We start from the raw sequence: 23,906 nt of genomic DNA, 5'->3' as shown, positions 1-23,906 counted from the left end.
GTACCGAACGATGACGGTACAAGGCCAACGCAATGACCAACCACACTACCTGCTGTGCTGGCAAACGTCTTCGTCGAATGCTCGCCTTACCTGTATGGCTGAGCGCCTGCTCGATCCACTCAACTGGCAGATGCTCACCCAGCCGTTGCCAATCAGGAGCGGGAAGATCTGCGGTTACAAGTGGAAGGGTATCGGCTAGCATCGGAGCCGAAGGTTAACAGAGCCGCTACACGTTTACAACAGCCAAATGATCAAAGGCGGCTTAACTTAACCGCATTAGACTCTGACCCTAATTTTGATTTTGGGAAAGCTGGTAAAAACAAATGGGGTCAGAGTTCAATTAAAAGAAATTCTGGGGAATTTCCCAATAATTCGACTCTGACCCTATTTGTTTAGAAGTAGTGGCGCCAGTCGTCGAGCCAGGCGGGGAAGGCGGCGGCTTCCATGGGGTTGGCGATGTGGTAGCCCTGGGCGTAGGTGCAGCCGAGGTTTTGCAGGAAATCCCAGTCCTGGCGCGTCTCGACGCCGACCGCGACCGACATGCGGTCCAGGCTGTGCGCCAGGCCCAGGCAGGAACGCAACACGGTGCCGATCGGGCGGCGCTTGGAGGCGCCGTCGACGAAGCTGCGGTCGATCTTGAGCTCGGTGAACGGGATGCGGGCCAGCAGTTGCAGGTTGGAGCGGCCGGTGCCGTAGTCGTCGATCGCCAGACCGAAGCCCATCATGCGCAGGCGCACCAGGCGCTCGATGAAATGGGGGTCGGTGTTCAGCACCGAGGACTCGGAGACTTCGAAGGTCAGGTAACCGGGCAGGATACGGTGGCGGCCGAGGCAGGACTCGATCTGGCGCACGAAGGCGGGATGGGCCAGGGTCTCGGGGGCGATGTTCACCGAGATCGAGATCGGGATGCCCTGGTCGTGGAACCAGCGGCAGCGCTCGGCCGACAGCTCGATCATGCTCCAGTCGAGGAAATCGACCCGGCCATTCTCTTCCAGCGCATCGATGAAGGCCGTCGGGGCCAGCACGCCATGCTCCGGATGGCGCCAGCGCGCGAAGGCTTCCAGGCCTTTCACCTGGCCCGTCGCGAGCTCGATCTTCGGCTGGAAGAAGGGCTCGAACTGGCGCTTCTGCAAGCCGATGCCGATCTCCTGGAAACTGAAGCGCGGACCGCTCGGACGCGACTCCCGGCGCGGGAAGGGAGTGTAGTTTTCAAGCAACAAAGTCAGCTTGGCGGCAGTCACCGGCTTGGAAATCGTACCCAGCAGGTCGACGCCATAGGCCTGCGCCAGCGTTTCCACCGAGAACAGCAGGTCCGCCGGCTGGGCGCCCGTCACCACCAGGCGCACGTTCGCATCCAGTGCGCCCACGTTGCGGATCAGCTCGAGACCGTCCATGCCCGGCAGCGCCAGGTCGACGATCGCGACATTCACCACCGGCGCCAGGCCGGCTTCCAGGGTCTGCAGCGCCATGTGCCCGTCGGGCACGTCGGTGATCCGGCCGGCGCCCAGCTGGCCCAGCAGGTCGACCAGCGACCTGCGCTGTGCCGTGTCGGCTTCCGCCACCAGAAAATGCAAATGCGCGATGTCCATCGTAACTCCAGTTTCCCAGCCGCAAGATTAACCTGAAGGCCGGGCGGCGTCTATGCCTGAAGCTGGCGCAGCTGCTCGAAAAAACACACCGCGGCGCAGGCGGCCACGTTCAGCGACTCGACCTGGCCGGCATGCGGGATCGCCACGCGGTGCGTGGCCAGCTCGAGCAGCTCGGGCGAGACGCCCTGCCCTTCGTGGCCCAGCACCCAGGCCACCGGCCGGCGCAGGTCCATGCCGTACAGGCGCTCGCTCGCGTAGCCGCTGGTGGCCAGCACCGCCACCCGGGCCTCGCGCACCAGCGGCGCCAGCTCGACGTTCTCGAAGATGTCGAGCACGAAGTGGGCGCCCATCGCGGCGCGCAGCACCTTGGGCGACCAGCAGAACGCCGTGCCCGGGCCGCAATATACCTGGCGGATGCCGGCCGCCGCCGCGCTGCGCAGGATCGAGCCCACGTTGCCGGGGTCCTGCACGCCGTCCAGCAGCACGCTCGATTCCACCAGCGCCGGGGTCTTCGACGGGCGTGGCGTGGCCACCACGAACAGCAGGTGCACGCCATGCTCGACCTGGCTGACCGCGTTGAACAGCGCCTCCGGCAGCGCCGTCACCGGCGCGTGCAGCGCTTCGCAGCGCGCCACGATGCCCGCCACCTCGGCATTGGCCAGCGCGGCTTCGGCGACCACGCAATGCACGGGCGCGCCGCGCAGTTCGAGCCAGGTCTGGCACAGGTGCACGCCGTCGAGCAGGCTCTGGCCCGACTTGCGCCGCGCCTGCGAACTGGTGGCGAGCCCCTTGAGGTCCTTGTAGAACGCGTTGTCGCGCGAGGTAACCGTCTTCATGCGGCCTCGAAGAAGTCGGCCTGCAGCAGGTTGCGCACCGGCGCGAACGAGCGGCGGTGCACCGGCGACGGACCGTGGGCGCGCAGGCGCTCCAGGTGCAGCGGCGTCGAATAGCCCTTGTGCTGGTCGAAGCAGTACTGCGGGTACAGCGCGTGCAGGCGCACCAGTTCGGCGTCGCGCGCGGTCTTGGCCAGGATCGAGGCGGCCGAGATCGCGTGCACCTTGTCGTCACCCTCGACGATGGCGTGCGCGCGCACCTCCATCGTCGGGCAGCGGTTGCCGTCGATCAGGGCGATGGTGGGGATGGTGGCCAGCGCCTCGACCGCGCGCCGCATCGCCAGCATGGTCGCCTGCAGGATGTTCAGGCTGTCGATCTCCTCGCACGAGCACTCGGCGATGGCCCAGGCCAGCGCATGTTCGCGGATCAAGGGAGCCAGTTCGTCGCGGCGCGCCTCGGTCAGCTTCTTGGAGTCGCGCAGGCCCTCGATCGGACGGCTGGGGTCCAGGATCACGGCGGCCGCGAACACCGGGCCGGCCAGCGGGCCGCGCCCGGCCTCGTCCACCCCGCAGACGATGTCGTCGTCGGTGAACGGCCGGCCCCGGGTGGGCAGGCCGGGATACAGGTTGACTTTCTTCTTTCTCATTTCAGTCCGATTACGCGCAGTACCGCGTCCGCACTCTCCTGGGCGCTGTTGCGCAGCAGGCTGTGATGCATGTCGGTGAAGCGCCGGGCCAGCCGCTCGCTGCCCGCGGGGTCGTCCAGCTGGCGCCACACGGCGTCCGCCAGCGCCTCGGGCGTGGCAGCGTGCTGCAGGTATTCCGGCACCACGAATTCGCGCGCCAGGATGTTGGGCAGGCCGATCCAGGGCTGGTAGCCCATGTGCCGCATGATTTCCCACGAGGCGCGCATGACCTTGTAGGCGATCACCATCGGCTTCTTGAACAGCGCCACTTCCAGCGTCGCGGTACCCGATGCTACCAGCACCGCGTCGCCGGCCGCAATCGCGGCGTGCGACTGGCCGTCGATGAGTTGCAGCGGGACGTCGGCCAGCCCGGCCCTGGCCACGATGTCGTTGAAGTATGCACGCTGGCGCTCGCCCGCCATCGGCGACACGAACACCAGCTTCTGGTCGCGCCGGGCCAGCAGCTGCGCGGCTTTCACGAAAGGCTCGGCCAGGTATTTCAGCTCGCCCATGCGGCTGCCCGGCATGATGGTCACGACCCGCGCATCCTCGGCGATGCCGAGCTGGCGGCGCGCCGCCGCCTTGTCCGGCACCAGCGGGATCATCTCGGCCAGCGGATGGCCGATATAGGTCACCGGCACGCCGTGCTGGCGGTAGATCGCTTCCTCGAACGGGAAGATCACCAGCATGTGCGATACCGCGCGCTTGATCTTCTTGATGCGCCCGCCGCGCCAGGCCCAGATCTGCGGGCTGATGAAGTGCACCGTCGGGATGCCGGCGGCGCGCAGCTGCTCTTCCAGCCCGAGGTTGAAGCCCGGGTAGTCGGCGCCGATGAAGGCGGCCGGCGGATCGGCCAGCAGGCGGTCGCGCAGGCGGTTCTGGATGGCCTTCAGTTCGCGGTAGCGCGGGATGACTTCGAACAGCCCGCGCACCGTGAGCGTATCCATCGGTACGTCGGACACCATGCCCTGCTCGAGCATGCACGGGCCGCCGATGCCGTGGAAACGCGCGTTCGGGATGTGCGGGCGCAGGCCGGCCAGCAGGCGCGCCGCCAGCAGGTCGCCGGATGTCTCGCCGGCGACCAGGGCCAGCGACAGCCTAGCGGACGATGCCACGGGTGGTGGTATCGAGGAATTCACGCAGGGCGCGGATGTCGTTGGCTGCGCCGGCCAGGCGGGTTTCTTCTTCCTGCAGCGCGGCCTTGGCTTCCTCGAGCGTCAGGTTGGAACGGTACAGCAGCTTGTAGGCGCTGCGGATGCCGTCGATCTGCTCGCGCGAGAAACCGCGGCGCTTCAGGCCTTCGATGTTGATGCCGCGCGCGCCGGCCGGATTGCCCGAGACCAGCACGAAGGGCGGCACATCCTGGGTCAGGCTGGTGTACATGCCGACGAACGCATGCGCGCCGATCTTGCAGAACTGGTGCACGCCGGCATAGCCCGACAGGATCGCCCAGTCGCCCACGTGGACGTGGCCCGCAAGCTGGGCATTGTTCGAGAAGATCGTGTTGCTGCCGACCTGGCAGTCGTGCGCCAGGTGCACGTAGGCCGAGATCCAGTTGTCGTTGCCCAGGCGGGTCACGCCTTCGTCCTGGGCGGTGCCCAGGTTGAAGGTGCAGAACTCGCGCACGGTGTTGCGGTCGCCCACTTCGAGGCGGGTCGGCTCGCCCTTCCATTTCTTGTCCTGCGGCGCGGCGCCGATCGACGAGAACTGGAAGAACTTGTTGTCCTTGCCGATCGTCGTGTGGCCTTCGATGACCACGTGCGGGCCCACGACCGTGCCGGCGTCGATGCGCACGTGCGGGCCGATGATCGAAAACGCGCCGACTTCGACCGAACTGTCCAGCTCGGCCTTGGGATCGACGATCGCACTCGGGTGAATCTTGTTCATTACTGCTCCGCTGCTTGTCCGGTCTTCATCGGCGCCTCGGCGGCCCCGCGGATGGTGCACATCAGTTCCGCCTCGACGGCGACCTTGCCGTCGACCGTGGCGACCGCCTTGTATTTCCAGATACCGCGCGAGACGCGCAGGATCTCGACGTCCATCTTCAGCTGGTCGCCCGGTTCCACCGGACGCTTGAAGCGGGCGTTGTCGATGCCGACGAAATACACGACCGAATTCTCGTCCGGCTTCACGTTCATGGTCATGAACGACAGGATGGCGGCGGTCTGCGCCATCGCTTCGATCATCAGCACGCCCGGCATCACCGGCTTGTGCGGGAAGTGGCCGTTGAAGAATTCTTCGTTGACGGTGACGTTCTTGATCGCGGTGATGGACTTGCCCAGTTCGACGTTCAGCACGCGGTCGACCAGCAGCAGCGGGTAGCGGTGCGGCAGGTATTCCTTGATCTGGGTGATGTCGAGGGTCTTGAGGTCGTTGGTGCTCATTTTTGTTCTGTCAGTGTTTTGATTGTCTTTTCCAGCGTACGGATCTTCTCGCGCATGGAGGCCAGGTTGCGCACGATGGCGGCGCTGCGCTCCCACTCGGCGTTCTTGGCCAGCGGGTAGAAGCCGGTGTACTGCCCCGGCTCCAGCACCGAGCGCGAGACCATGCTGCCCGAGGAGATGTGGACGTGGTCCGCGATCTCGAGGTGGCCCAGCACCATGGCGGCGCCGCCGAAGGTGCAGTGCTTGCCGATCTTGGCGCTGCCGGCCACGCCCACGCAGCCCGCCATCGCGGTGTGCGCGCCGACGTGGCAGTTGTGGCCGATCTGGATCTGGTTGTCCAGCTTGACGCCATCCTCGATGATGGTGTCGGCCAGTGCGCCGCGGTCGATGGTCGTGTTGGCGCCGATGTCGACATCGTCGCCGATCAGGACGCGCCCGGTCTGCGGGATCTTGATGTACACCCCGCCTTCGCTGGCGAAGCCGAAGCCGTCGGTGCCGATCACGGCGCCCGAATGGACGATGCCGCGCGCGCCGATGCTGCAGCGCGCATGGAAGGTCACGTTGGCGAAGAAGTGCGTGCCCTCGCCGATCTCGGCCTCGCGGCCGATGAAGCAGCCGGCATCGATGACGACGCCCGCCTTCAGCACTGCGCCGTCCTCGACGGTCACGTTGGGCCCGATGTGGGCGGTCGGATCGATGCGCGCACCGGGCGCCACCACGGCGCTCGGATGCACGCCCGGCTCCGGCGCCTGCTCGAAGAGCGACGCGAAGTACTGCGCCGCGCGGGCGAAGTAGGCGTAGGGGTTGGTGGTGACGATGCGCGCGCCCTCGAAGGTGGCGGCCACGGTCGGGTCGTCCAGCGGCGAGAGAATCAGCGCCGCCGCCTGGCTTTGCGCGGCCAGTGCGCGCAGCTTGCTGTTGCTGAGGAAGCTGATGTGCGAAGCGCCGGCGCTGTCCAGCGGTGCGATCGCCGAAACCTCGAGGTTCGGGTCGCCCACCAGCTGTCCGCCGAAGCGCTCGACCAAATCGCCCAGTCGAATGCCCATCTCGGTCTTTCCAGTGTGAGTCAAAATCAGTGTGCGCAAGACCTCATGCCTTGCGCGTTAGCTTGGTTCGTTTTACTTGTCGAGCAGCTTCAGGATCTTGTCCGTGATGTCGATGCGCGGGCTGACCCAGGCCGCTTCGGCCAGGACCGCATCCAGCTTCTCCTGCTCGGCCACCAGCTCGACCAGCTTGTACGCCTTTTGCGCGATCGCGGCGCGCTCTTCGTTCTTACGCTGCAGCAGGTCTTCCTGGAATTCGCGCTGCATGCGCTCGACGTCCTTCTGCATGTTGTACAGCTCGCGCGCGCGGCGGTTGCGTTCCAGCTCGTTCAGGCCAGCCGCCTCGGAGTCGAATTTGTCGGACAATTTCTTGTACTTGCTGACCATTTCCTCGACCGTCTTCTGGCGTTTCGAGAACTCGGCCGCGATCTTGGCGTCGGCGGCCTTGGCCATCTTCGACTCGGTCATCAGCCGTTCGGTGTACACAAACCCGATCCGGCCCGGCGCCATCTGGGCGTGCGCCAGCGGCGCGGCGCACGCGGCGGCCAGCAGCAGGCCGCAGGGCAACGAGGCTATCAGATTTTTCAACATAAGTCTCTCGCAATCGAAGGCCGGGGCTGGTTCCGGCCGGTCAGAAGCCGGTGCCCATCTGGAACTGGAAGCGCTCCAGGCGGTCGCCCGGCAGGGAATTCAGGGGCTTAGCATAACTCAACTTCAGCGGGCCGACCGGGGAAATCCACGACAGGCCGATACCGGCCGAGAAGCGGAATTCCGACGGACGGATCTTGGCGTCTTCCTGGAACACCTGGCCGCCGTCGACGAAGGTGAACCAGCGCAGGCTGCGGTCGGTGCCGCTGCCCGGGAACGGGAACTGCAGTTCCGCATTGCCGATCACGCGCTTGGAGCCGCCGATCGCGTCGTAGTAGGTCGGGTCGACCACGCCCAGCGACGAGCTTTCGTAGCCGCGCACCGAGCCGATGCCGCCGGCGTAGAAGTTCTTGAAGACCGGGTAGGCATTGCCGCCGATGCCCTTGCCGTAATCCAGCTCGCCGCGCAGCGCCAGGGTCATCCAGCGCGTCAGCGGACGGTACCACTGGTGTTCGTACACCAGGCGGTAGTACTTGGCGTCGCCCAGCGCGTCGATCTCGAAGTTGGCGCGCTGGTAGCGGCCGCGGGTCGGCGTCACCGCGCTGTCGCGGGTGTCGCGGCCCCATGCCGCGGTCAGCGGGATCGCATTCGTGGTGGCCTTGCCGATACCGTCCGCCGGGCCGCCGTTCTGCGCCACGAAGGTCTGGTACAGGACCGGCGAGGTCTGGTCGGTCTCGATCTCGGTGCGTTCCAGGCCGGCGCCGAAGTAGACGGTGTCCGATTCCGAGAACGGCACGCCGAAGGTCAGGTTGCCGCCGGTCTGGCGCACCGTGTACGAACCGATGTTCACCGCCGGCGGACGCGAGGTGCGCAGGTACAGCTGGAAGGCGCGCGAGATGCCGTCGTCGGTGAAGTACGGGTTGGTCTGCGAGAACGCGATCGTGCGGTTGTACTTGCTGGTATTCAGCTCGATGCCGACGGTGTTGCCGCTGCCGGCGAAGTTGGCCTGCGAGATCGACGCCGTGAAGGTGAACTTCTCGGACTGCGAGAACGCGCCGCCGATCTGGAAGTTACCGGTCGGTTTTTCCTCGACGATGACGTTGACGTCGACCTGGTCGGAGGTGCCCGGCGATTCCGGCGTCTCGACCTTCACGTCCTTGAAGTAGCCGAGGCGGTCGACGCGGTCGCGCGAGAGCTTGACCTTGTTGGCGTCGTACCAGGAGCTTTCGAACTGGCGGAATTCGCGGCGAATGACTTCGTCGCGGGTGACCGTGTTGCCCGAGATGTTCATGTGGCGCACGTAGGCGCGCTTGCCCGGGTCGACGAAGAAGGTGAAGGCGACTTCGCGCTTCTCGCGGTTGATCTCCGGGTTGGCGGTGACGTTGGCGAACGCATAGCCGAAGGTGCCGAGGCGGTCCGAGATCAGCTTGTTGGTGTTTTCCTGCAGGTCGCCCGAGTAGATCTTGCCAGGCTTGAGCAGGATCAGCTGCTTGAGTTCTTCCTCGCGGCCGAACATCTCGCCTTCGAGCTTCACGTCCGAGACGGTGTACTTCTCGCCTTCGGTGACGTTGATGGTCAGGTAGATGTCGCGCTTGTCCGGGGTGATCGAGACCTGGGTCGATTCGACGTTGGCTTCCAGGTAGCCGTGGTTCAGGTACCAGGACTTGATCGCTTCCAGGTCGCCGGTCAGCTTCTGCTTGGAATACTGGTCGGCCTTCGAGTACCAGGTGAACCAGCCCGAGGTCGACAGCTGCAGCAGTTCGCGCAGCTGCTTGTCGGAGAAGGCCTTGTTGCCGACGATGTTGATGCCCTTGATCTTGGCGGCGTCGCCCTCGTCGACGTTGAACATGATCGTCACGCGGTTGCGCTCGATCGGTGTGACGGTGGTCGTGATCTTCACGCCGTACAGGCCGTGCGACAGGTACTGGCGCTTGAGCTCCTGCTCGGCGCGGTCGACCGAGGCCTTGTCGAAGATCTTGGTCTCGCCGACGCCGATTTCGCGCAGCGCCTTGACCAGCATGTCCTTTTCGAATTCCTTGGTGCCGGTGAAGTCCACCGTCGAGATGGCGGGACGCTCTTCAACCAGCACCACCAGCACGCCGTTTTCTTCTTCCAGGCGGATGTCCTTGAAGAAGCCGGTGGCGTACAGGGCCTTGATCGCCGCGGTCGCCTTGCTGTCGTCGAAGGTCTCGCCCACGCGCACCGGCAGGTAGCTGAACACGGTGCCCGCTTCCGTGCGCTGGATGCCTTCGACCCGGATGTCCTTCACGACGAACGGGTTAACGGCAAGCGCATTACCGGCGCACAGGGCCAGCACGGCCGCGCCGATCATGCTGCGACGGATGAACGGCAGGGCAAAACGATCTGGTTGTGATTTCATTGGCTGGATCAAAGGGTCAGTCATTTGGACAACGATACATATTGTTTTTGCCGGTGGGTTCGGGCGGGCCGCAAGGCCGCCTCAGAACAGCCGCACCAGGTCATTGAAGACGGCGAGCGCCATCAGCATGAACAGCAGGCCGACCCCGGCGCGCTGCGCGAATTCACCAATCCGCGCAGGAAGGGGACGCCCGGTCAAAACTTCCAGCGAATAATACAGTAAATGGCCCCCATCCAGAACTGGAATTGGTAACAAATTCATTACGCCTAAGCTAATACTAATGAACGCAATGAATTGTAAATAGCTCACCAGGCCAATACGCGCGGTCTGTCCGGCATAATCGGCAATCGTGATCGGACCCGTCACGTTTTTCCACGAGGCTTCGCCGATAATCATTTTGCCGATCATCTTGAGCGTCATCACGCTGGTTTCCCAGGTGCGCTCGGCGCCTTTCGCAACCGCCTCGAACGGACCCGACGAGACCGTGACCATCTCCGGCGCCTGCGCCACCATGACCTTGATCATGCCGCGCCCGTTCGGGTCGCGTTCGGGCGTGAGCGCGAGCGCCTGCACGCGTCCGGCCCGCTCGACCTCGAGCGCGAGGGCGCGTCCCGGCGCGCCGCGCACCGCCTCGATGAAGGCGATGCCGTCGACCACCGGCTTGCCCTCGACCTTCAGGACCAGGTCGCCCGCCTGCAGGCCGGCGCGCTCCCCTGCCCCGCCCTCGATCACTTTCTCGATACGCGGCTGCGGCCGCCACAGCTCCATGCCCAGGGCACCCAGCACGTCGCCTTCGACCGTGGTCTTCGCAATCGCCGCCGCAGGAATCGTGGCCGCATAGGTGCCGCCATGCACGCCGCGCAGTTCCAGGCGCGCGGCGGTCTTGTTGACCGTGGCCTGCAGGACCTGCCAGCGCAGTTCCATCCACGACTGCACCGGCGCGCCGTTCACGGACGTGACGGTATCGCCGCCGCGCACGCCGGCCTGGTGGGCCACCGAGGCTTCCGGCAGCGCGCGCAGGCGCGCGCTCGGCTCCTCGACCCCGTGCATGAACAGGGCCGCCATCAGGGCGATCGCGAGCAGGAAGTTGGCGATCGGACCGGCGGCGACGATCGCGATGCGGCGCCAGACATTCTGGCGCGTGAACTCGCGGTGGAGTTCGGAGTCGTCCTTCGGCGCGGTCTCGGGATCGCGGCTGTCGAGCATCTTGACGTAGCCGCCCAGCGGCAGCACCGAGAGCGCCCATTCGGTCTGGTCCTTGCCGAAGCGGCGCGACCAGACCACGCGGCCCATGCCGACCGAGAAGCGCAGCACTTTCACGCCGCACAGGCGTGCGACCACGTAATGGCCCAGCTCGTGGAACACGATCAGCGGACCAAGCGCCAGCACGAAGGCCAGCACGGTGTACAACAGGTTCATGGCATTACCCCCGCAGGCGATTGAGGGCAGTATGCGCCGCTTCGCGGGCGCACGCATCCTGGGCCAGCACCGCCTCGATCGAGGGGGCCGGACCGTGCGGCACGGCATCCATCACCTGCGCGATCACGCGGTCGATGTCGCGGAAGCCGATCGCGCGGTCGAGGAAGGCCTGCACCGCCACTTCGTTGGCGGCGTTCAGCAGCGCCGGCGCGGTGCCGCCCGCGCGCAGCGCGTCGAAGGCCAGCGCCAGGCAGGGGAAGCGCGCGAAGTCGGGCTGGTAGAACTGCAGCGCCGCAATGCTGGTGAGGTCGAGCTGGGCCACGCCCGAGTCGATACGCTCCGGAAAGGCCAGCGCGTGCGCGATCGGGGTGCGCATGTCCGGGTTGCCGAGCTGGGCCAGCACCGAGCCGTCGACATACGAGACCATCGAATGGATCACGCTCTGCGGATGGATCACCACCTCGATCAGGTCGGCCGGGGCGCCGAACAGCCAGTGCGCCTCGATCACCTCGAGGCCCTTGTTCATCATGGTGGCCGAGTCGACCGAGATCTTGCGGCCCATCACCCAGTTCGGGTGCTTGCAGGCCTCGTCGGGCGTGACGTCGCCGAGGGTCTCGACGGCGCGGTTCAGGAACGGGCCGCCCGAGGCGGTCAGCAGGATCTTCGCCACCCCGGCCGCGCCGGGCTGGCGCGCATAGTGTTGCGGCAGCGACTGGAAGATCGCATTGTGCTCGCTGTCGATCGGCAACAGGGTCGCCTTGTGCTCGCGCACCGCGTCCATGAACAGCTGGCCCGACATGACCAGGGCTTCCTTGTTGGCCAGCAGGACCTTCTTGCCGGCGCGCGCGGCGGCCAGGGTCGGCGCCAGGCCGGCGGCGCCGACGATGGCCGCCATCACGGTATCGGTGTCGTCGCTGGACGCGATCTCGCACAGGGCCTGCTCGCCGTGCTCGACGGAGACCGGCAGGTCGGCGACCAGGGCCGCCAGCCGGCGCGCCGCCTCGGGCGTGCCGACCACGGCGCGTGCCGGACGGTGGATGCGGCAGGCCGCGGCCAGTTCCTCGACGCGGCCGTGCGCGCTCAGGGCATATACGCGGTAGCGGCCGGGATGGCGGGCGAGTACGTCGAGGGTCGAGGCGCCGATGGAACCGGTGGCGCCCAGGATGGTGATGCGTTGCATGGTACTGCTCCTTCTAGAGCCAGGCGCCGATCAGGGCCGCCAATGGCAAGACCGGGACGAGCGCGTCGATCCGGTCCAGCACCCCGCCGTGGCCGGGCAGCAGGTTGCTGCTGTCCTTCATGCCGGCGCGGCGCTTGAGCTGTGATTCGAACAGGTCGCCCACCACACTGGCGGCGACCACAAGGATGAGGACGGCGAACATGCCGGCCCAGCCGACGCTGGCCTGCACGCGCACGGCGAAGGTGTTCGCGAGGGCCGTGCCGCCGAACAGGACGGTGGCGGCGGCCAGCACCAGCACGGCGATGCAGCCGCCGATCGCCCCTTCCCACGACTTGCCGGGCGAGATGGACGGCGCCAGCTTGCGCTTGCCGAAGGCCTTGCCGGAGAAGTAGGCGAAAATGTCGGCGAACCAGACGATGGCCATCACCGACAGCAGGTACAGCGCCGAATACGAGAACAGCGTGACGATGGCGGCGAAGCAGCCGACCACGGCGATCGCGTAGATCAGGCTGAGGAAAGTGTTGGCCGCGCTGTTCAGGGGCGGCAGCCCGAGCTTCAGAGAGGGCACGAAGCGCAGCGCCCACACCAGCACGCTGATCGAGAACCAGAAGGTCGGCGCGTTCGGGTTGGCGATGAAGAACGCATAGGCGAAGGCAGCGGTCCAGAACAGCGCGATCACGAGGGCGCGGCTGGAACCCGGATTGAACAGGCGGAAGGATTCCCAGATCGCCGCGCCGAAGAAGGCCGAAGCGACCACCGCGAATGCCGTGAAATTATTGGAATATAAGACTGGCAGCAGCACTGCCAGCAGGACGAGCGCGGTGAGTATCCGGGTTTTCAGCATTCTTGTCGCTGTTCGCTGTTCTTAGTTAATCTTTTTCGCTACCTGGTCGCCGGTCTGTCCAAAACGCCGCTCGCGCCGCTGGAACGACGCGATCGCCTCGTCCAGCGCCTCGGGCGAAAAATCGGGCCAGAAGGTCTGCGTGAAATACAGTTCCGCATAGGCGAGCTGCCACAGCAGGAAATTCGAGATCCGCTCCTCGCCGCCGGTACGGATGAACAGGTCGGGTTCGGGCGCATAGGCCATCGCCAGGTGCGGCGCCAGCAACTCTTCGGTGAATTCGGTCACGCCCGGGTTGGCTGCCACCATCTTGTTCGTTGCCTGCATGATATCCCAGCGGCCGCCATAGTTGGCGCACACGGTGACGGTGAGGCGGGTATTGTTGGCGGTGCGGCGCTCGGCGGCGGCGATCATGTCCTGCAGCTTCGGGTCGAAGCGGCTGAGGTCGCCGACGACTTTCAGGCGGATGTTATTCGCATGCATCTTCGACACCTCGCGCTCGAGCGCGGTGACGAACAGGCGCATCAGCAGCGAGACCTCGTCGGCCGGACGGCGCCAGTTCTCGGAAGAAAATGCAAACAGGGTCAGGTACTCGACGCCGCGTTCGACGCAGGCTTCGACGACGCCGCGCACGGCTTCGACGCCCTTGACGTGGCCTGCAACGCGCGGCAGCAGGCGTTTGGTGGCCCAGCGGCCATTACCGTCCATGATGATCGCGATATGACGCGGCACGGTCGGTGTATCGGGAACGGCGGTGGTCGAACTTTTGAACATCATTACTTCCAGCAGGGCTGCCGACAGTTAACTGCCGTTCGCGGTGGCACAAATGGGGAAACCTCGAGAAACCTGCTGCGCGTCGCACTGTCGACGGTTTGTCGAGGCCCCCAAAAGGGCCAATCATAAGGTACGCGGACCGGCCGCGGCAAGTCGCCGGGGCCGGTCCGCCAGGGCGTGCGGAACGCCAGTGTTACACGGTCATGATTTCTTTTTCTTTTTCCGACAGCATCTTGTCGATTTCGGCGACGAACTTGTCGGTCAGCTTCTGGATCTCGTCCGATGCGCGGCGCTCGTCGTCTTCCGACGCGGTCTTGTCCTTCACCATCTTCTTGAGCTGCTCGTTGGCGTCGCGGCGGATGTTACGCACGGCGATCTTGGCGTCCTCGCCTTCCGACTTGGTCAGCTTGACCATTTCCTTGCGGCGCTCTTCGGTCAGGGCCGGGGTCGGGACGCGGATCATGTCGCCCTGCGACGAGGGGTTCAGGCCCAGGTCGGAATCGCGGATCGCCTTTTCGATCGTGCTCAGCAGTTTCTTTTCCCACGGCTGGACGCCGATGGTGCGGGCGTCGATCAGCGTCAGGTTGGCCACCATCGGCAGCGCCGTCGGGGTGCCGTAGTAGTCGACCATCACGTGGTCGAGGATGCCGGTGTGGGCGCGGCCGGTACGGACCTTGGCCAGGTCGCTCTTCAGGGTGTCGATGGACTTGACCATGCGCTCCTGGGCGTTCTTCTTAACGTCAGCTAAGGACATGCTGCTCTCCTGTTCTTCTTAATTCAAATAAAAATCAAACGTGCACCAGTGTACCCTCGTCTTCGCCCATGATGACGCGTTTGAGCGCGCCCGGCTTGACGATGGAGAAGACCTTGATCGGCAGCTTCTGGTCGCGGCACAGGGCGAACGCGGTGGCGTCCATCACCTGCAGGTGCTTCGAGATGGCTTCGTCGAACGTGATCGATTCATAGCGGGTGGCGTGCGGGTCCTTCTTCGGATCGGCGGTGTAGACGCCATCGACCTTGGTCGCCTTCAGGACGATCTCGGCCGAGATTTCCGAGCCGCGCAGCGCGGCGGCGGTGTCGGTGGTGAAGAACGGGTTGCCGGTGCCGGCGGCGAACACCACCACCTTGCCTTCTTCGAGATACTGCAGCGCCTTCGGACGCACGTAGGGCTCGACCACCTGCTCGATGGCGATCGCCGACATGACGCGCGCGGTGATGCCCACGTGGCGCATCGCGTCGGCCAGGGCCAGTGCGTTCATGACGGTGGCGAGCATGCCCATGTAGTCCGCGGTGGCGCGGTCCATGCCTTTGGCGCCCGGGGCCACGCCGCGGAAGATGTTGCCGCCGCCGATCACGACCGCCACCTGCACGCCCAGCTTCGCCACTTCCGCCACGTCCGCCACCATGCGCTCGATGGTGGCGCGATTGATGCCGAACGGATCATCCCCCATCAGCGCTTCGCCTGACAGTTTAAGGAGGACTCGTTGGTAGGCTGGTTTTGTCATGATGAAGCGGGCTCCTATTAATGTGTTTCGGTGTTTCGAATTCGGTTCCAACCGTGGCCTCGTGGGCGGCGGTCTCATCCGCACTGCCGCGGATGGCATGCCAGGGGACCCCTGGGGTGCTGCGTGTCGGGCGGGGGCAAGCTCGTCCCGCAGCCGTTATCGCCTGCCGCAGCCGCAACGCAAATTGCAACCACGCATCAATCCCGCCCGCCCTAAAAAAACGGGCCTTGCGGCCCGCTTGTCGATTACTGCTTGTTGGCAGCCATCTGTGCTGCGACTTCTGCTGCAAAGTCGTCGACCTTCTTCTCGATGCCCTCGCCCACCACGTACATGGTGAACGCCTTCACGCTGGTGTTGGCAGCCTTCAGCATCTGCTCGACCGACTGCTTGTCGTTCTTCACGAACGCCTGGTTCAGCAGCGACACTTCTTTCAGGTACTTCTGCACCGAACCGTCGATACGCTTCGAGACGATCTCGGCCGATTGCGGGGCCTTGCCGGCGGCGACAGCGGCGTCCGCGTCTTCCTTGGCTTTCAGCTCAGCAACCGAACGCTCTTTCTCGATCATTTCGGCCGGAACTTGCTCCGACGACAGGGCGACCGGCTTCATTGCAGCGATGTGCATGGCCACGTCCTTGCCGACCTGCTCGTCCGCGCCGTCGAACTCGACGATCACGCCGATACGGGTGCCGTGCAGGTACGAAGCCAGCTTGGCGGTGGTTTCGAAACGCTGGAAACGGCGAACGGTCATATTCTCGCCGATTTTACCGATCAGCGCCGTACGCACGTCGTCGAAGGTCTTGCCTTCGTGTTCGATCGCTGCCAGGGCGGCGACGTCGGCCGGGTTTTTCTCGGCGACCAGGCGGGCTGCCAGGTTGCACATGGCCAGGAAATCGTCGTTCTTGGCGACGAAGTCGGTTTCGCTGTTGACTTCGACCAGCGCGCCGACGTTGCCGGAGATGTAAGCGGCCACCACGCCTTCGGCGGTGACGCGCGAGGATGCCTTCGATGCCTTGCCGCCCAGCTTGACGCGCAGGATCTCTTCAGCACGGGCCATGTCGCCTTCGGCTTCGGTCAGTGCTTTCTTGCATTCCATCATTGGCGCATCGGTCTTCGCGCGCAGTTCACCAACCATCGCTGCAGTAATTGCTGCCATGTTGTTTTCTCCTCAATGTTTATCCAGGGTGCGGGAGGCGGCCAGCGCCGCCCGCGCGTATTCTGCTTAAAAAAAGGGGGGCTCGTAGTTCCGGCGCCCCCTTCGATACCCGGGCAGGCCAAGGCCTGCCCTTTTAATTATGCCTGCTCGGAAACTTCGACGAAGTCGTCGCCGCCGGCAGCCTTGACCATCTCAACGACTTCGTTGGTGGCGTTGGCGCGGCCTTCCAGGATCGCATCGGCGACGCCGCGTGCGTACAGGGTGATCGCTTTCGACGAGTCGTCGTTGCCCGGGATGACGTGGGTCACGCCGGCCGGCGAGTGGTTGGTATCGACCACGCCGATGACCGGGATGCCCAGCTTGCCGGCTTCGGTGATGGTGCCCTTGTGGTAGCCGACGTCGACCACGAAGATCGCGTCAGGCACGCCGCCCAGGTCCTTGATGCCGCCGATCGACTTCTGCAGCTTGATCAGTTCGCGCGAGAACATCAGCGCTTCCTTCTTCGACATCTTCTCGACCGAACCGTCTTCGATCTGTGCTTCCATGTCCTTCAGGCGCTTGATCGAGGTCTTGATGGTCTTGAAGTTGGTCAGCATGCCGCCCAGCCAGCGCTGGTCGACGTACGGCACGCCGGCGCGCTGCGCTTCAGCGGCGATGATGTCGCGCGCCTGGCGCTTGGTGCCCACCATCAGGATGGTGCCGCGGTTGGCCGAGATCTGCTTGATGGTCTTCATCGCATCCTGGTACATCGCCATGGTTTTTTCCAGGTTGATGATGTGGATCTTGTTGCGATGACCAAAGATGTACGGCGCCATCTTCGGGTTCCAGAAACGGGTCTGGTGGCCGAAGTGAATACCGGCTTCCAGCATTTCGCGCATAGTAACGGACATGTAATTCTCCAGGGTTGGGTCTTGAATGTGGCCAGTCACCTGTTCGGCACCCTTTTGCGGCCACACTCGCGATTTCAATAAAAAAGGCTATTTTTACAACATTGCTCGATGCGAATACGAGCAACCCGAGATTCTAGCGGGATTTGGCCGTTTTTTCAAGCGCGTGCGCCTCGCGATGACCAGCGCGGACCCGACCGGCCCTTCGCGGCGGCCGCCGGCGTGCCACAATGGCCATCGACTTCCCTTATAATGGCCCGATCCAGCCCTGCCATTGGCCATCGCGCCCCGGCCGGGTTTTACCGTTTACGCAATCACACCCGCATTCACATCCATCCTATGGCCATCAATATCAAGACCCCGGAAGAAATCGAAGGCATGCGCATTGCCTGCCGCCTCGGCTCCGAAGTGCTGGACTACATCACGCCCTTCGTCAAGCCGGGTGTCACGACCAAGGAAATCGACCGGCTGGCCCATGAATACATGGTCAACGTGCAGGGCACCACGCCCGCCACCCTGAACTACGCGCCGCCCGGCTATCCGCCCTTCCCGGCCTCGCTCTGCACCTCGATCAACGACGTGATCTGCCACGGCATCCCGGCCGACAAGCCGCTCAAGAGCGGCGACGCGATGAACGTCGACATCACCGTCATCACCAAGGACGGCTTCCACGGCGATAACAGCCGCATGTTCCTGGTCGGCGAGCCGTCGATCATGGCGCGCCGCCTGTCCGAGATCACCTACGAATGCATGTGGCTGGGCATCGCCAAGGTCAAGCCGGGCGCCCACCTGGGCGACATCGGCCATGCGATCCAGCAGCACGCCGAGAAGAACGGCTACAGCGTGGTGCGCGAATTCTGCGGCCACGGCGTCGGCCGCGTGTTCCACGAAGAGCCGCAGGTGCTGCACTACGGCCGTCCCGGCACGCTCGAAAAGCTCGAACCCGGCATGATCTTCACCATCGAGCCGATGATCAACGCCGGCCGCCGCGAGATCAAGGAAATGCCGGACGGCTGGACCATCAAGACCAAGGACCGCAGCCTGTCGGCCCAATGGGAGCACACCGTGCTGGTGACCGAGACCGGCGTCGAAGTCCTGACCCTGTCGGCCGGCAGCCCGCCGCCGCCCGCCATCGTGCTGCCGCTGCTGAACCAGGCCGCGGCCGTTCCCGCATAAAGCCATGGAGCAGGCCGCCCTTCCCGATATCGCCCTCAGCGGACTGCGCCAGCGGCTCAAGGCCGAGCGCCAGGCCGTGTTCCACGCGTTCGACGAGGACGGCAAGCCCGAAAAGCTGCTGCGCAACCTGCGCCAGTGCGTGGACGGCGTGCTGGCCGACGCCTGGCAGGCGGCCGGCCTGCCCGCCAACACCGCCCTGGTCGGCGTCGGCGGCTACGGACGGGGCGAACTGTTCCCCTATTCCGACGTCGACCTCCTGATCCTGCTCGGCGCCGCGCCGGACGCACCCACCCAGGCGCGCCTGGAAGCGCTGGTGCAGCTGCTGTGGGACCTGGGCCTGGAGATCGGGCACAGCATCCGCACCGTGGATGAGTGCCTGGTCGAGTCGGCGGCCGACATCACGGTCCAGACCAGCCTGCTGGAAGCGCGCCTGGTCACCGGCGACGCCCGGCTGTTCGAGGAACTCCAGGAGCGCTACCGCGACGCGCTCGACCCGCAGGCCTTCTTCCAGGCCAAGACCGCCGAAATGCGGCTGCGCCACGCCAAGCACGAATTCACCGCCTTCGCGCTCGAGCCGAACTGCAAGGAAAGCCCGGGCGCGCTGCGCGACCTGCAGGTGATCCTGTGGGTGGCCAAGGCCGCCGGCCTGGGCGACACCTGGGGCCAGCTGGCCACGCGCGGCCTGATCACGCGCATGGAAGCGCGCCAGCTGATGGAAAAGGAGCGCGCCTTCAAGGACATCCGCATCCGCCTGCACCTGCATACCCGGCGCCGCGAAGACCGCCTGGTGTTCGACGTCCAGACCGCGATCGCCAGGACCCTCGGGCTGGTCGCCAGCGGCGACGGCCCGGACGCGCGCCGCGCCAGCGAATACCTGATGCAGCGCTACTACTGGGCCGCCAAAACGGTCACCCAGCTCAACACCATCCTGCTGCAGAACATCGAGTCGCAGCTGTTCCCGCACCCGGCCTGCCCGGTGCCGATCAACGCGCGCTTCAACGAGGTGCACGGCTTCATCGACATCACCGACGATGACACCTTCGAGCGTTCGCCGTCGGCGGTGCTCGAGATCTTCGTGGCGATGACCGAGCGTCCCGACATCAAGGGCATGACGCCGCGCACCACGCGCGCCCTGTGGCACGCCCGCACCCGCATCGACACCGCGTTCCGCGCCGATCCGGCCAACAAGGCGCTGTTCCTGCGCATCCTGCAGGCCCCGGTGGGCCTGGTGCACGCGCTGCGCCGGATGAATGAATTCGGGATCCTGGGCCGCTACCTGCCGGCCTTCCGCAAGATCGTCGGCCAGATGCAGCACGACCTGTTCCACGTCTACACGGTGGACCAGCACATCATGATGGTGGTGCGCAACCTGCGCCGCTTCACGATGCCCGAGCACGCCCACGAATACCCGTTCTGCAGCCAGCTGAGCGCCGATTTCCGCGACCGCTGGATCCTGTACGTCGCCGCCCTGTTCCACGACATCGCCAAGGGCCGCGGCGGCGACCACTCCAAGCTCGGCATGGACGACGCGCGCCAGTTCTGCCGCGAGCACGGCCTGCGCGACGAGGACACCGAGCTGGTGGTGTTCCTGGTGGAGCAGCACCTGACCATGTCGCACGTGGCGCAGAAGCAGGACCTGTCCGATCCCGACGTGATCGCCGCCTTCGCCGAAGTGGTGCGCGACGAGCGCCACCTCACCGCGCTCTACCTGCTGACGGTGGCCGACATCCGCGGCACCAGCCCCAAGGTCTGGAACGCATGGAAGGCCAAGCTGCTGGAAGACCTGTACCGGATCACCCTGCGCGTGCTGGGCGGCGAGCCGCATTCGGCCGACCGCGAGCTGCGCACCCGCCAGAAGGAAGCGCTGGCCACCCTCCGCCTGTTCGGCCTGGACGCCTCGGCCCACGAGGCGCTGTGGCGCCAGCTCGACGTCGCCTACTTCCTGCGCCACGACGCCTCCGACATCGCCTGGCAGACGCGCGCCCTGTACGACAAGGTCGACAGCGGGAAGCCGGTGGTGCGGGCGCGCCTGGCGCCGATCGGCGAAGGCCTGCAGGTGGCGGTCTACATCAAGGACCAGCCCGACCTGTTCGCGCGCATCTGCAGCTACTTCGACCGCAAGAACTTCAGCATCCTCGACGCCAAGATCCACACCACCCGCCACGGCTACGCGCTCGACAGCTTCCTGGTCACCGCCGAGAACTTCGCGGGCAGCTACCGCGACATCATCAGCCTGATCGAGCACGAGCTGTGCGCCCTGCTGGTGTCGCAGGACCCGCTGCCCCCGCCCAGCCGCGGGCGCCTGTCGCGCATGTCGCGCAGCTTCCCGATCACGCCCACCGTGGAGCTCCAGCCCGACGAACGCGGCCAGTTCCACGTGCTGTCGGTGGCCGCCAACGACCGCACGGGCCTGCTGTATGCGATCGCCAACGTGCTCACGCGCTACCGCATCAACCTGCATACCGCCAAGATCATGACCCTCGGCGAACGGGTCGAGGACGTGTTCCTGATCGATGGCGCGGCCCTGAACAACGCGCGCCTGCAGGTGCAGCTCGAAACCGACCTGCTCGACGCGCTCAAGATCTGACCCTTTTCCTTTCCTTTTTTTTGAAGTTTGCTCGATGACTGAACCGCTCCGCCTATCCAAACGTATGTCCGAACTCGGCCTGTGCTCGCGCCGCGAAGCCGATGAGTGGATCGCCCGCGGCTGGGTGCGCGTGGACGGCAAGGTGGTCTCCGAACTGGGCAGCAAGGTGCTGCCGACGCAGCGCATCACGGTCGAGCGCCAGGCCGCCGCCGAGCAGTCCAAGCGCGTGACGGTCCTGATCAACAAGCCGGTCGGCTTCGTCAGCGGCCAGGCCGAGGATGGCTACAAGCCGGCGGTCACCCTGATCAAGCCCGAAAACCGCTGGCCCGACGACCCGTCGACCGAACAGTTCCACCCGACCCAGCTGCGCAGCCTGGTGCCGGCCGGACGCCTCGACATCGACTCGGTGGGCCTGCTGGTGCTGACCCAGGACGGCCGCATCGCCAAGCAGCTCATCGGCGAGAACACGGCGATCGAGAAGGAATACCTGGTGCGGGTGCAGTACACCAAGCCGGGCCGGCTGCCGGACGCCGACCTGAAAAAGCTCAACCACGGCCTGTGGATGGACGGCAAGCCGCTGCTGCCGGCCAAGGTGCGCTGGCAGAACGACGACCAGCTCAGCTTCACCCTGAAGGAAGGCCGCAAGCGCCAGATCCGCCGCATGTGCGACATGGTCGGGCTGAAGGTCATCGGGCTGAAGCGGGTGCGGATCGGGAAGGTCAAGCTGGGCGACCTGCCGCAGGGGCAGTGGCGTTACCTGCGGGCGGACGAGCAGTTCTGAGGATGGCGTCGGGTGGACGGGGACGCCGCGCCGGCTTGCCCGTCACGCGGCGCTCATGACCGGCCCTGCGCCCGCGCTCGACGGTCTCGCCAGGGCATCATCGCGTGGACGAAGGCGCCCTTCCCGCTACCGGGCCTGCCAACCCCGGCCACGGTTGGCCAGGAAAAGCGGATCATGCGTAGACCGTGGCGTGCGGCTGCCATCGCCCCGAAGCGGACAGCCTTTGCAGGTCATCTTGTGGTCGGCCGAGGCAGGTGGGCCATGCAGACTCCTGCTTTTCCTGCGGTGAAAATGCTGCCTTTACGCATCCAGGAACAAGCTCGTGCATAGAGCTGCTCTTTCTCGCGGGATCAACAGTGGGGTCAGGCTCAAGAGGGGTCTGACTTTCGAGGCATATTGTCCCCTATTCGGATGTCCATGAAAACCGGATTACCTCACGCCGTTGGGACCCGGAAAAAACGGCCAAGCGCAGCCCGGGCAGCGCCAACAACATCGCTACTGCACATTCGCCGTCACCATCGCATTGCCGGTAATTGTGAGCAGGCAGGTCCGGGTCTTATTGCCGCCGCTCGAGCAGGCTCCGGACCAGATCACGTCGCGCCCATTCGTCGCACTCAGGGTAATGGCCGTACCGGTGGCGAACGAGGCAAGGCCGCTGCTGCCGACCGAAACATTCACGCCCGCAGGACTGGAGGTGATACGCTCACCGCTGCGCCCGGTCGCCGTCACAGTCAGCGTCCCTGTCTGCACTTGCGGATTCACCGTCAGGGCCGCGGTGCGCATCACACCTGCGGCGCTGGCCGTGAGCGTGACCGGCGTGGATGCGGCAACGGCGCTGGTCTGGACAGCAAAGCTTGTGCTGGTTGATCCTGCAGCCACGGAGACACTGGCTGGCACTGCGGCGGCCGCATTATTGCTCGACAGCGAAACGACAAACCCGCCGCCCGGCGCCGCCGACGTCAAGGTCACCGCTCCCTGCGAGACTGCGCCGCCGGTCACGCTGGATGGATTGACCGAAACCGCCGAGAGCGCCGGCGGCGCAGTGGTCGGCAGCACGGTCAGCGTGGCGCTGCGGCTCGCACCACCGAAAGTGCCGCTGATCATGACCGACGTCGAAGCCGCAACCGCGTTGGTGGTCACCGAAAAGACCGCAGAAACCACGCCGGGCGCCACCGTGACGTTGGGCGGCAGCATGGCCGCTCCGGTGTTATTGCTCGACAGCGTCACAAGTGCCCCACCCGAGGGTGCAGCGCTGGTCAAGGTCACCGTGCCCTGCGCCGGATTACCGCCAACCACCGATGCCGGGCCAACTGCGATGGTCGCCAGCGTCGAGGGCGAGGCGGCCACGCGCGGGGTCACGCGCCGCGCCGCGGAAAACGGACCGAATACGCCAGCCGAATTCCGGGCCCGCACGCGCCACCAAAGGCGTTGCGCAGGCAAGTTGCCAATTATCGCCTGCGAGACATTTACGTTTTGGCTGGCTCGGAACGGCGCTGCAAAGGTCGAGGAATCGTCGATCTGGATTTCATAACTGGTCGCATTGGCCACATCGTTCCAGTCGAAGGTAACCGGCTGTGCCGGCGTGGCGTCATTGGCGGGCGACAGCAGCGTGGGTCCGACCGGCGTCGCCGGTGCAGCAACGCCAGTCGAATTGATCAAAACCGCCGTGCCGGCGCTTGCGCCGCCGATACCCAGCACGATGTCGGGCTTGGCATCACTGTTGAGCCGCGCGGCAATGATTGCGATGGCGCCGATACTTGATTTCGCAGGCGGCTGCAAATAACGTACTGGCGGCTGGAAAGTGCCGTCTCCGTTGCCGTTAAGGAAGCACTGATTTAATCGGCGCCACTCCACGGCAGCGAGCTCAGCTGGCACAATAGCGCATCCAATGTTGGCATGTACCTGATGAAGCAATCGACCTTTTCCGACGCCGAGTTCGCCCAGAAGAAGAAGCAGACACGACGCGACCGCTTTCTCGCCGAGATCGAGGCCGTGACGCCGTGGGCGACATTGGTCGCCGCGCTGCTGCCGCACTATCCGAAGGGTGATGGGCGGGGCCGTCCGCCAGTTGGACTGGAGCGCATGCTGCGAATGTACAT

23 protein-coding genes are annotated in these 23,906 nt (G+C 65.3%); 4 read left to right on the top strand and 19 right to left on the bottom strand.

Annotated elements, in window-relative coordinates:
- The 18 genes from H162_RS33600 to rpsB form a co-directional block, all read right to left on the bottom strand.
- Positions 1-202: transposase domain-containing protein (locus tag H162_RS33600; protein WP_211223754.1), on the bottom strand; the 202-nt coding region annotated here is incomplete at its 3' end.
- 190 nt (positions 203-392) lie between these two features.
- On the bottom strand, positions 393-1,589 hold the full coding sequence (locus tag H162_RS0127010; protein WP_020656608.1) for an EAL domain-containing response regulator: 1,197 nt from the start codon (positions 1,587-1,589) through the stop codon (positions 393-395).
- Between the two features lie 50 nt (positions 1,590-1,639).
- Positions 1,640-2,425, bottom strand: a complete 786-nt coding sequence (locus H162_RS0127005; protein WP_020656607.1) for a TrmH family RNA methyltransferase — start codon at positions 2,423-2,425, stop codon at positions 1,640-1,642.
- Positions 2,422-3,069, bottom strand: coding sequence for a ribonuclease HII (rnhB, locus tag H162_RS0127000; RefSeq protein ID WP_020656606.1), 648 nt, complete (start codon positions 3,067-3,069; stop codon positions 2,422-2,424). Before rnhB ends, H162_RS0127005 begins: the two co-directional genes overlap by 4 nt.
- The gene (gene lpxB / locus H162_RS0126995) at positions 3,066-4,223 is read right to left on the bottom strand and encodes a lipid-A-disaccharide synthase (RefSeq protein WP_020656605.1); all 1,158 of its coding nucleotides are present in this window, start codon (positions 4,221-4,223) and stop codon (positions 3,066-3,068) included. The genes rnhB and lpxB overlap by 4 nt, the downstream gene beginning before the upstream one ends.
- Positions 4,207-4,995: an acyl-ACP--UDP-N-acetylglucosamine O-acyltransferase gene (gene lpxA / locus H162_RS0126990; RefSeq protein WP_020656604.1), complete on the bottom strand. Its 789-nt coding sequence runs from the start codon at positions 4,993-4,995 to the stop codon at positions 4,207-4,209. The genes lpxB and lpxA overlap by 17 nt, the downstream gene beginning before the upstream one ends.
- Complete coding sequence (gene fabZ, locus H162_RS0126985) at positions 4,995-5,492, bottom strand: 3-hydroxyacyl-ACP dehydratase FabZ (protein ID WP_020656603.1); 498 nt, start codon at positions 5,490-5,492, stop codon at positions 4,995-4,997. The genes lpxA and fabZ overlap by 1 nt, the downstream gene beginning before the upstream one ends.
- The gene (gene lpxD / locus H162_RS0126980; protein ID WP_020656602.1) at positions 5,489-6,538 is read right to left on the bottom strand and encodes a UDP-3-O-(3-hydroxymyristoyl)glucosamine N-acyltransferase; all 1,050 of its coding nucleotides are present in this window, start codon (positions 6,536-6,538) and stop codon (positions 5,489-5,491) included. The genes fabZ and lpxD overlap by 4 nt, the downstream gene beginning before the upstream one ends.
- A 72-nt stretch (positions 6,539-6,610) precedes the next feature.
- Complete coding sequence (locus tag H162_RS0126975; RefSeq protein ID WP_026355155.1) at positions 6,611-7,126, bottom strand: OmpH/Skp family outer membrane protein; 516 nt, start codon at positions 7,124-7,126, stop codon at positions 6,611-6,613.
- 40 nt (positions 7,127-7,166) lie between these two features.
- The gene (gene bamA, locus H162_RS0126970; protein ID WP_026355154.1) at positions 7,167-9,503 is read right to left on the bottom strand and encodes an outer membrane protein assembly factor BamA; all 2,337 of its coding nucleotides are present in this window, start codon (positions 9,501-9,503) and stop codon (positions 7,167-7,169) included.
- Between the two features lie 81 nt (positions 9,504-9,584).
- Complete coding sequence (gene rseP / locus H162_RS0126965; protein ID WP_020656599.1) at positions 9,585-10,922, bottom strand: RIP metalloprotease RseP; 1,338 nt, start codon at positions 10,920-10,922, stop codon at positions 9,585-9,587.
- 4 nt (positions 10,923-10,926) lie between these two features.
- Positions 10,927-12,102 carry a 1-deoxy-D-xylulose-5-phosphate reductoisomerase gene (ispC, locus tag H162_RS0126960; RefSeq protein ID WP_020656598.1) on the bottom strand — a complete coding sequence of 392 codons (1,176 nt, stop codon included), beginning with the start codon at positions 12,100-12,102 and terminating at the stop codon, positions 10,927-10,929.
- 13 nt (positions 12,103-12,115) lie between these two features.
- Positions 12,116-12,946 (bottom strand): phosphatidate cytidylyltransferase, encoded by an 831-nt coding sequence (locus tag H162_RS0126955; RefSeq protein WP_020656597.1) that lies wholly within the window; start codon positions 12,944-12,946, stop codon positions 12,116-12,118.
- 21 nt (positions 12,947-12,967) lie between these two features.
- A complete protein-coding gene (gene uppS / locus H162_RS0126950) occupies positions 12,968-13,720 on the bottom strand; it encodes a polyprenyl diphosphate synthase (protein WP_020656596.1) in 753 nt (250 codons plus the stop codon).
- 190 nt (positions 13,721-13,910) lie between these two features.
- Positions 13,911-14,471 (bottom strand): ribosome recycling factor, encoded by a 561-nt coding sequence (gene frr, locus H162_RS0126945; RefSeq protein ID WP_026355153.1) that lies wholly within the window; start codon positions 14,469-14,471, stop codon positions 13,911-13,913.
- A 34-nt stretch (positions 14,472-14,505) separates the two neighbouring features.
- On the bottom strand, positions 14,506-15,222 hold the full coding sequence (pyrH, locus tag H162_RS0126940) for a UMP kinase (RefSeq protein ID WP_026355152.1): 717 nt from the start codon (positions 15,220-15,222) through the stop codon (positions 14,506-14,508).
- 245 nt (positions 15,223-15,467) lie between these two features.
- Complete coding sequence (tsf, locus tag H162_RS0126935; RefSeq protein WP_026355151.1) at positions 15,468-16,376, bottom strand: translation elongation factor Ts; 909 nt, start codon at positions 16,374-16,376, stop codon at positions 15,468-15,470.
- 137 nt (positions 16,377-16,513) lie between these two features.
- Positions 16,514-17,266, bottom strand: a complete 753-nt coding sequence (gene rpsB / locus H162_RS0126930) for a 30S ribosomal protein S2 (protein WP_020656592.1) — start codon at positions 17,264-17,266, stop codon at positions 16,514-16,516.
- 336 nt (positions 17,267-17,602) lie between these two features.
- Between rpsB and map the strand changes: the two genes are divergently transcribed.
- Genes map through H162_RS0126915 form a run of 3 tightly spaced genes read left to right on the top strand, consistent with a single transcriptional unit; the run spans position 17,603 to position 21,807 of the window.
- A complete protein-coding gene (gene map, locus H162_RS0126925; RefSeq protein ID WP_020656591.1) occupies positions 17,603-18,439 on the top strand; it encodes a type I methionyl aminopeptidase in 837 nt (278 codons plus the stop codon).
- Between the two features lie 4 nt (positions 18,440-18,443).
- Positions 18,444-21,026: a [protein-PII] uridylyltransferase gene (locus tag H162_RS0126920; protein ID WP_020656590.1), complete on the top strand. Its 2,583-nt coding sequence runs from the start codon at positions 18,444-18,446 to the stop codon at positions 21,024-21,026.
- Positions 21,027-21,060: 34 nt separating this feature from the next.
- Positions 21,061-21,807 (top strand): pseudouridine synthase, encoded by a 747-nt coding sequence (locus H162_RS0126915; RefSeq protein ID WP_026355150.1) that lies wholly within the window; start codon positions 21,061-21,063, stop codon positions 21,805-21,807.
- A gap of 495 nt (positions 21,808-22,302) precedes the next feature.
- Here H162_RS0126915 and H162_RS34490 read toward each other — a convergent pair whose 3' ends face one another.
- A complete protein-coding gene (locus H162_RS34490) occupies positions 22,303-23,682 on the bottom strand; it encodes a phage tail protein (RefSeq protein WP_156885832.1) in 1,380 nt (459 codons plus the stop codon).
- 30 nt (positions 23,683-23,712) lie between these two features.
- Between H162_RS34490 and H162_RS32100 the strand changes: the two genes are divergently transcribed.
- On the top strand, positions 23,713-23,906 hold a 194-nt coding region (locus tag H162_RS32100; RefSeq protein ID WP_503826193.1), incomplete at its 3' end, for a transposase.

Source organism: Massilia niastensis DSM 21313 (assembly GCF_000382345.1).
Classification (GTDB): Bacteria; Pseudomonadota; Gammaproteobacteria; order Burkholderiales; family Burkholderiaceae_D; genus Telluria; species Telluria niastensis.
The sequence above is the reverse complement of the archived record's forward strand: the minus strand, read 5'-3'. Positions and strand labels throughout refer to the sequence as shown.

Bases quoted from the DNA above. Each gene is read 5' to 3' on its own strand.
- H162_RS0127010 (WP_020656608.1), bottom strand. From the start codon at position 1,589: ATGGACATCGCGCATTTGCATTTTCTGGTGGCGGAAGCCGACACGGCA.
- H162_RS0127005 (WP_020656607.1), bottom strand. From the start codon at position 2,425: ATGAAGACGGTTACCTCGCGCGACAACGCGTTCTACAAGGACCTCAAG.
- rnhB (WP_020656606.1), bottom strand. From the start codon at position 3,069: ATGAGAAAGAAGAAAGTCAACCTGTATCCCGGCCTGCCCACCCGGGGC.
- lpxA (WP_020656604.1), bottom strand. From the start codon at position 4,995: ATGAACAAGATTCACCCGAGTGCGATCGTCGATCCCAAGGCCGAGCTG.
- fabZ (WP_020656603.1), bottom strand. From the start codon at position 5,492: ATGAGCACCAACGACCTCAAGACCCTCGACATCACCCAGATCAAGGAA.
- lpxD (WP_020656602.1), bottom strand. From the start codon at position 6,538: ATGGGCATTCGACTGGGCGATTTGGTCGAGCGCTTCGGCGGACAGCTG.
- H162_RS0126975 (WP_026355155.1), bottom strand. From the start codon at position 7,126: ATGTTGAAAAATCTGATAGCCTCGTTGCCCTGCGGCCTGCTGCTGGCC.
- bamA (WP_026355154.1), bottom strand. From the start codon at position 9,503: ATGAAATCACAACCAGATCGTTTTGCCCTGCCGTTCATCCGTCGCAGC.
- rseP (WP_020656599.1), bottom strand. From the start codon at position 10,922: ATGAACCTGTTGTACACCGTGCTGGCCTTCGTGCTGGCGCTTGGTCCG.
- ispC (WP_020656598.1), bottom strand. From the start codon at position 12,102: ATGCAACGCATCACCATCCTGGGCGCCACCGGTTCCATCGGCGCCTCG.
- H162_RS0126955 (WP_020656597.1), bottom strand. From the start codon at position 12,946: ATGCTGAAAACCCGGATACTCACCGCGCTCGTCCTGCTGGCAGTGCTG.
- uppS (WP_020656596.1), bottom strand. From the start codon at position 13,720: ATGATGTTCAAAAGTTCGACCACCGCCGTTCCCGATACACCGACCGTG.
- frr (WP_026355153.1), bottom strand. From the start codon at position 14,471: ATGTCCTTAGCTGACGTTAAGAAGAACGCCCAGGAGCGCATGGTCAAG.
- pyrH (WP_026355152.1), bottom strand. From the start codon at position 15,222: ATGACAAAACCAGCCTACCAACGAGTCCTCCTTAAACTGTCAGGCGAA.
- tsf (WP_026355151.1), bottom strand. From the start codon at position 16,376: ATGGCAGCAATTACTGCAGCGATGGTTGGTGAACTGCGCGCGAAGACC.
- rpsB (WP_020656592.1), bottom strand. From the start codon at position 17,266: ATGTCCGTTACTATGCGCGAAATGCTGGAAGCCGGTATTCACTTCGGC.
- map (WP_020656591.1), top strand. From the start codon at position 17,603: ATGGCCATCAATATCAAGACCCCGGAAGAAATCGAAGGCATGCGCATT.
- H162_RS0126920 (WP_020656590.1), top strand. From the start codon at position 18,444: ATGGAGCAGGCCGCCCTTCCCGATATCGCCCTCAGCGGACTGCGCCAG.
- H162_RS0126915 (WP_026355150.1), top strand. From the start codon at position 21,061: ATGACTGAACCGCTCCGCCTATCCAAACGTATGTCCGAACTCGGCCTG.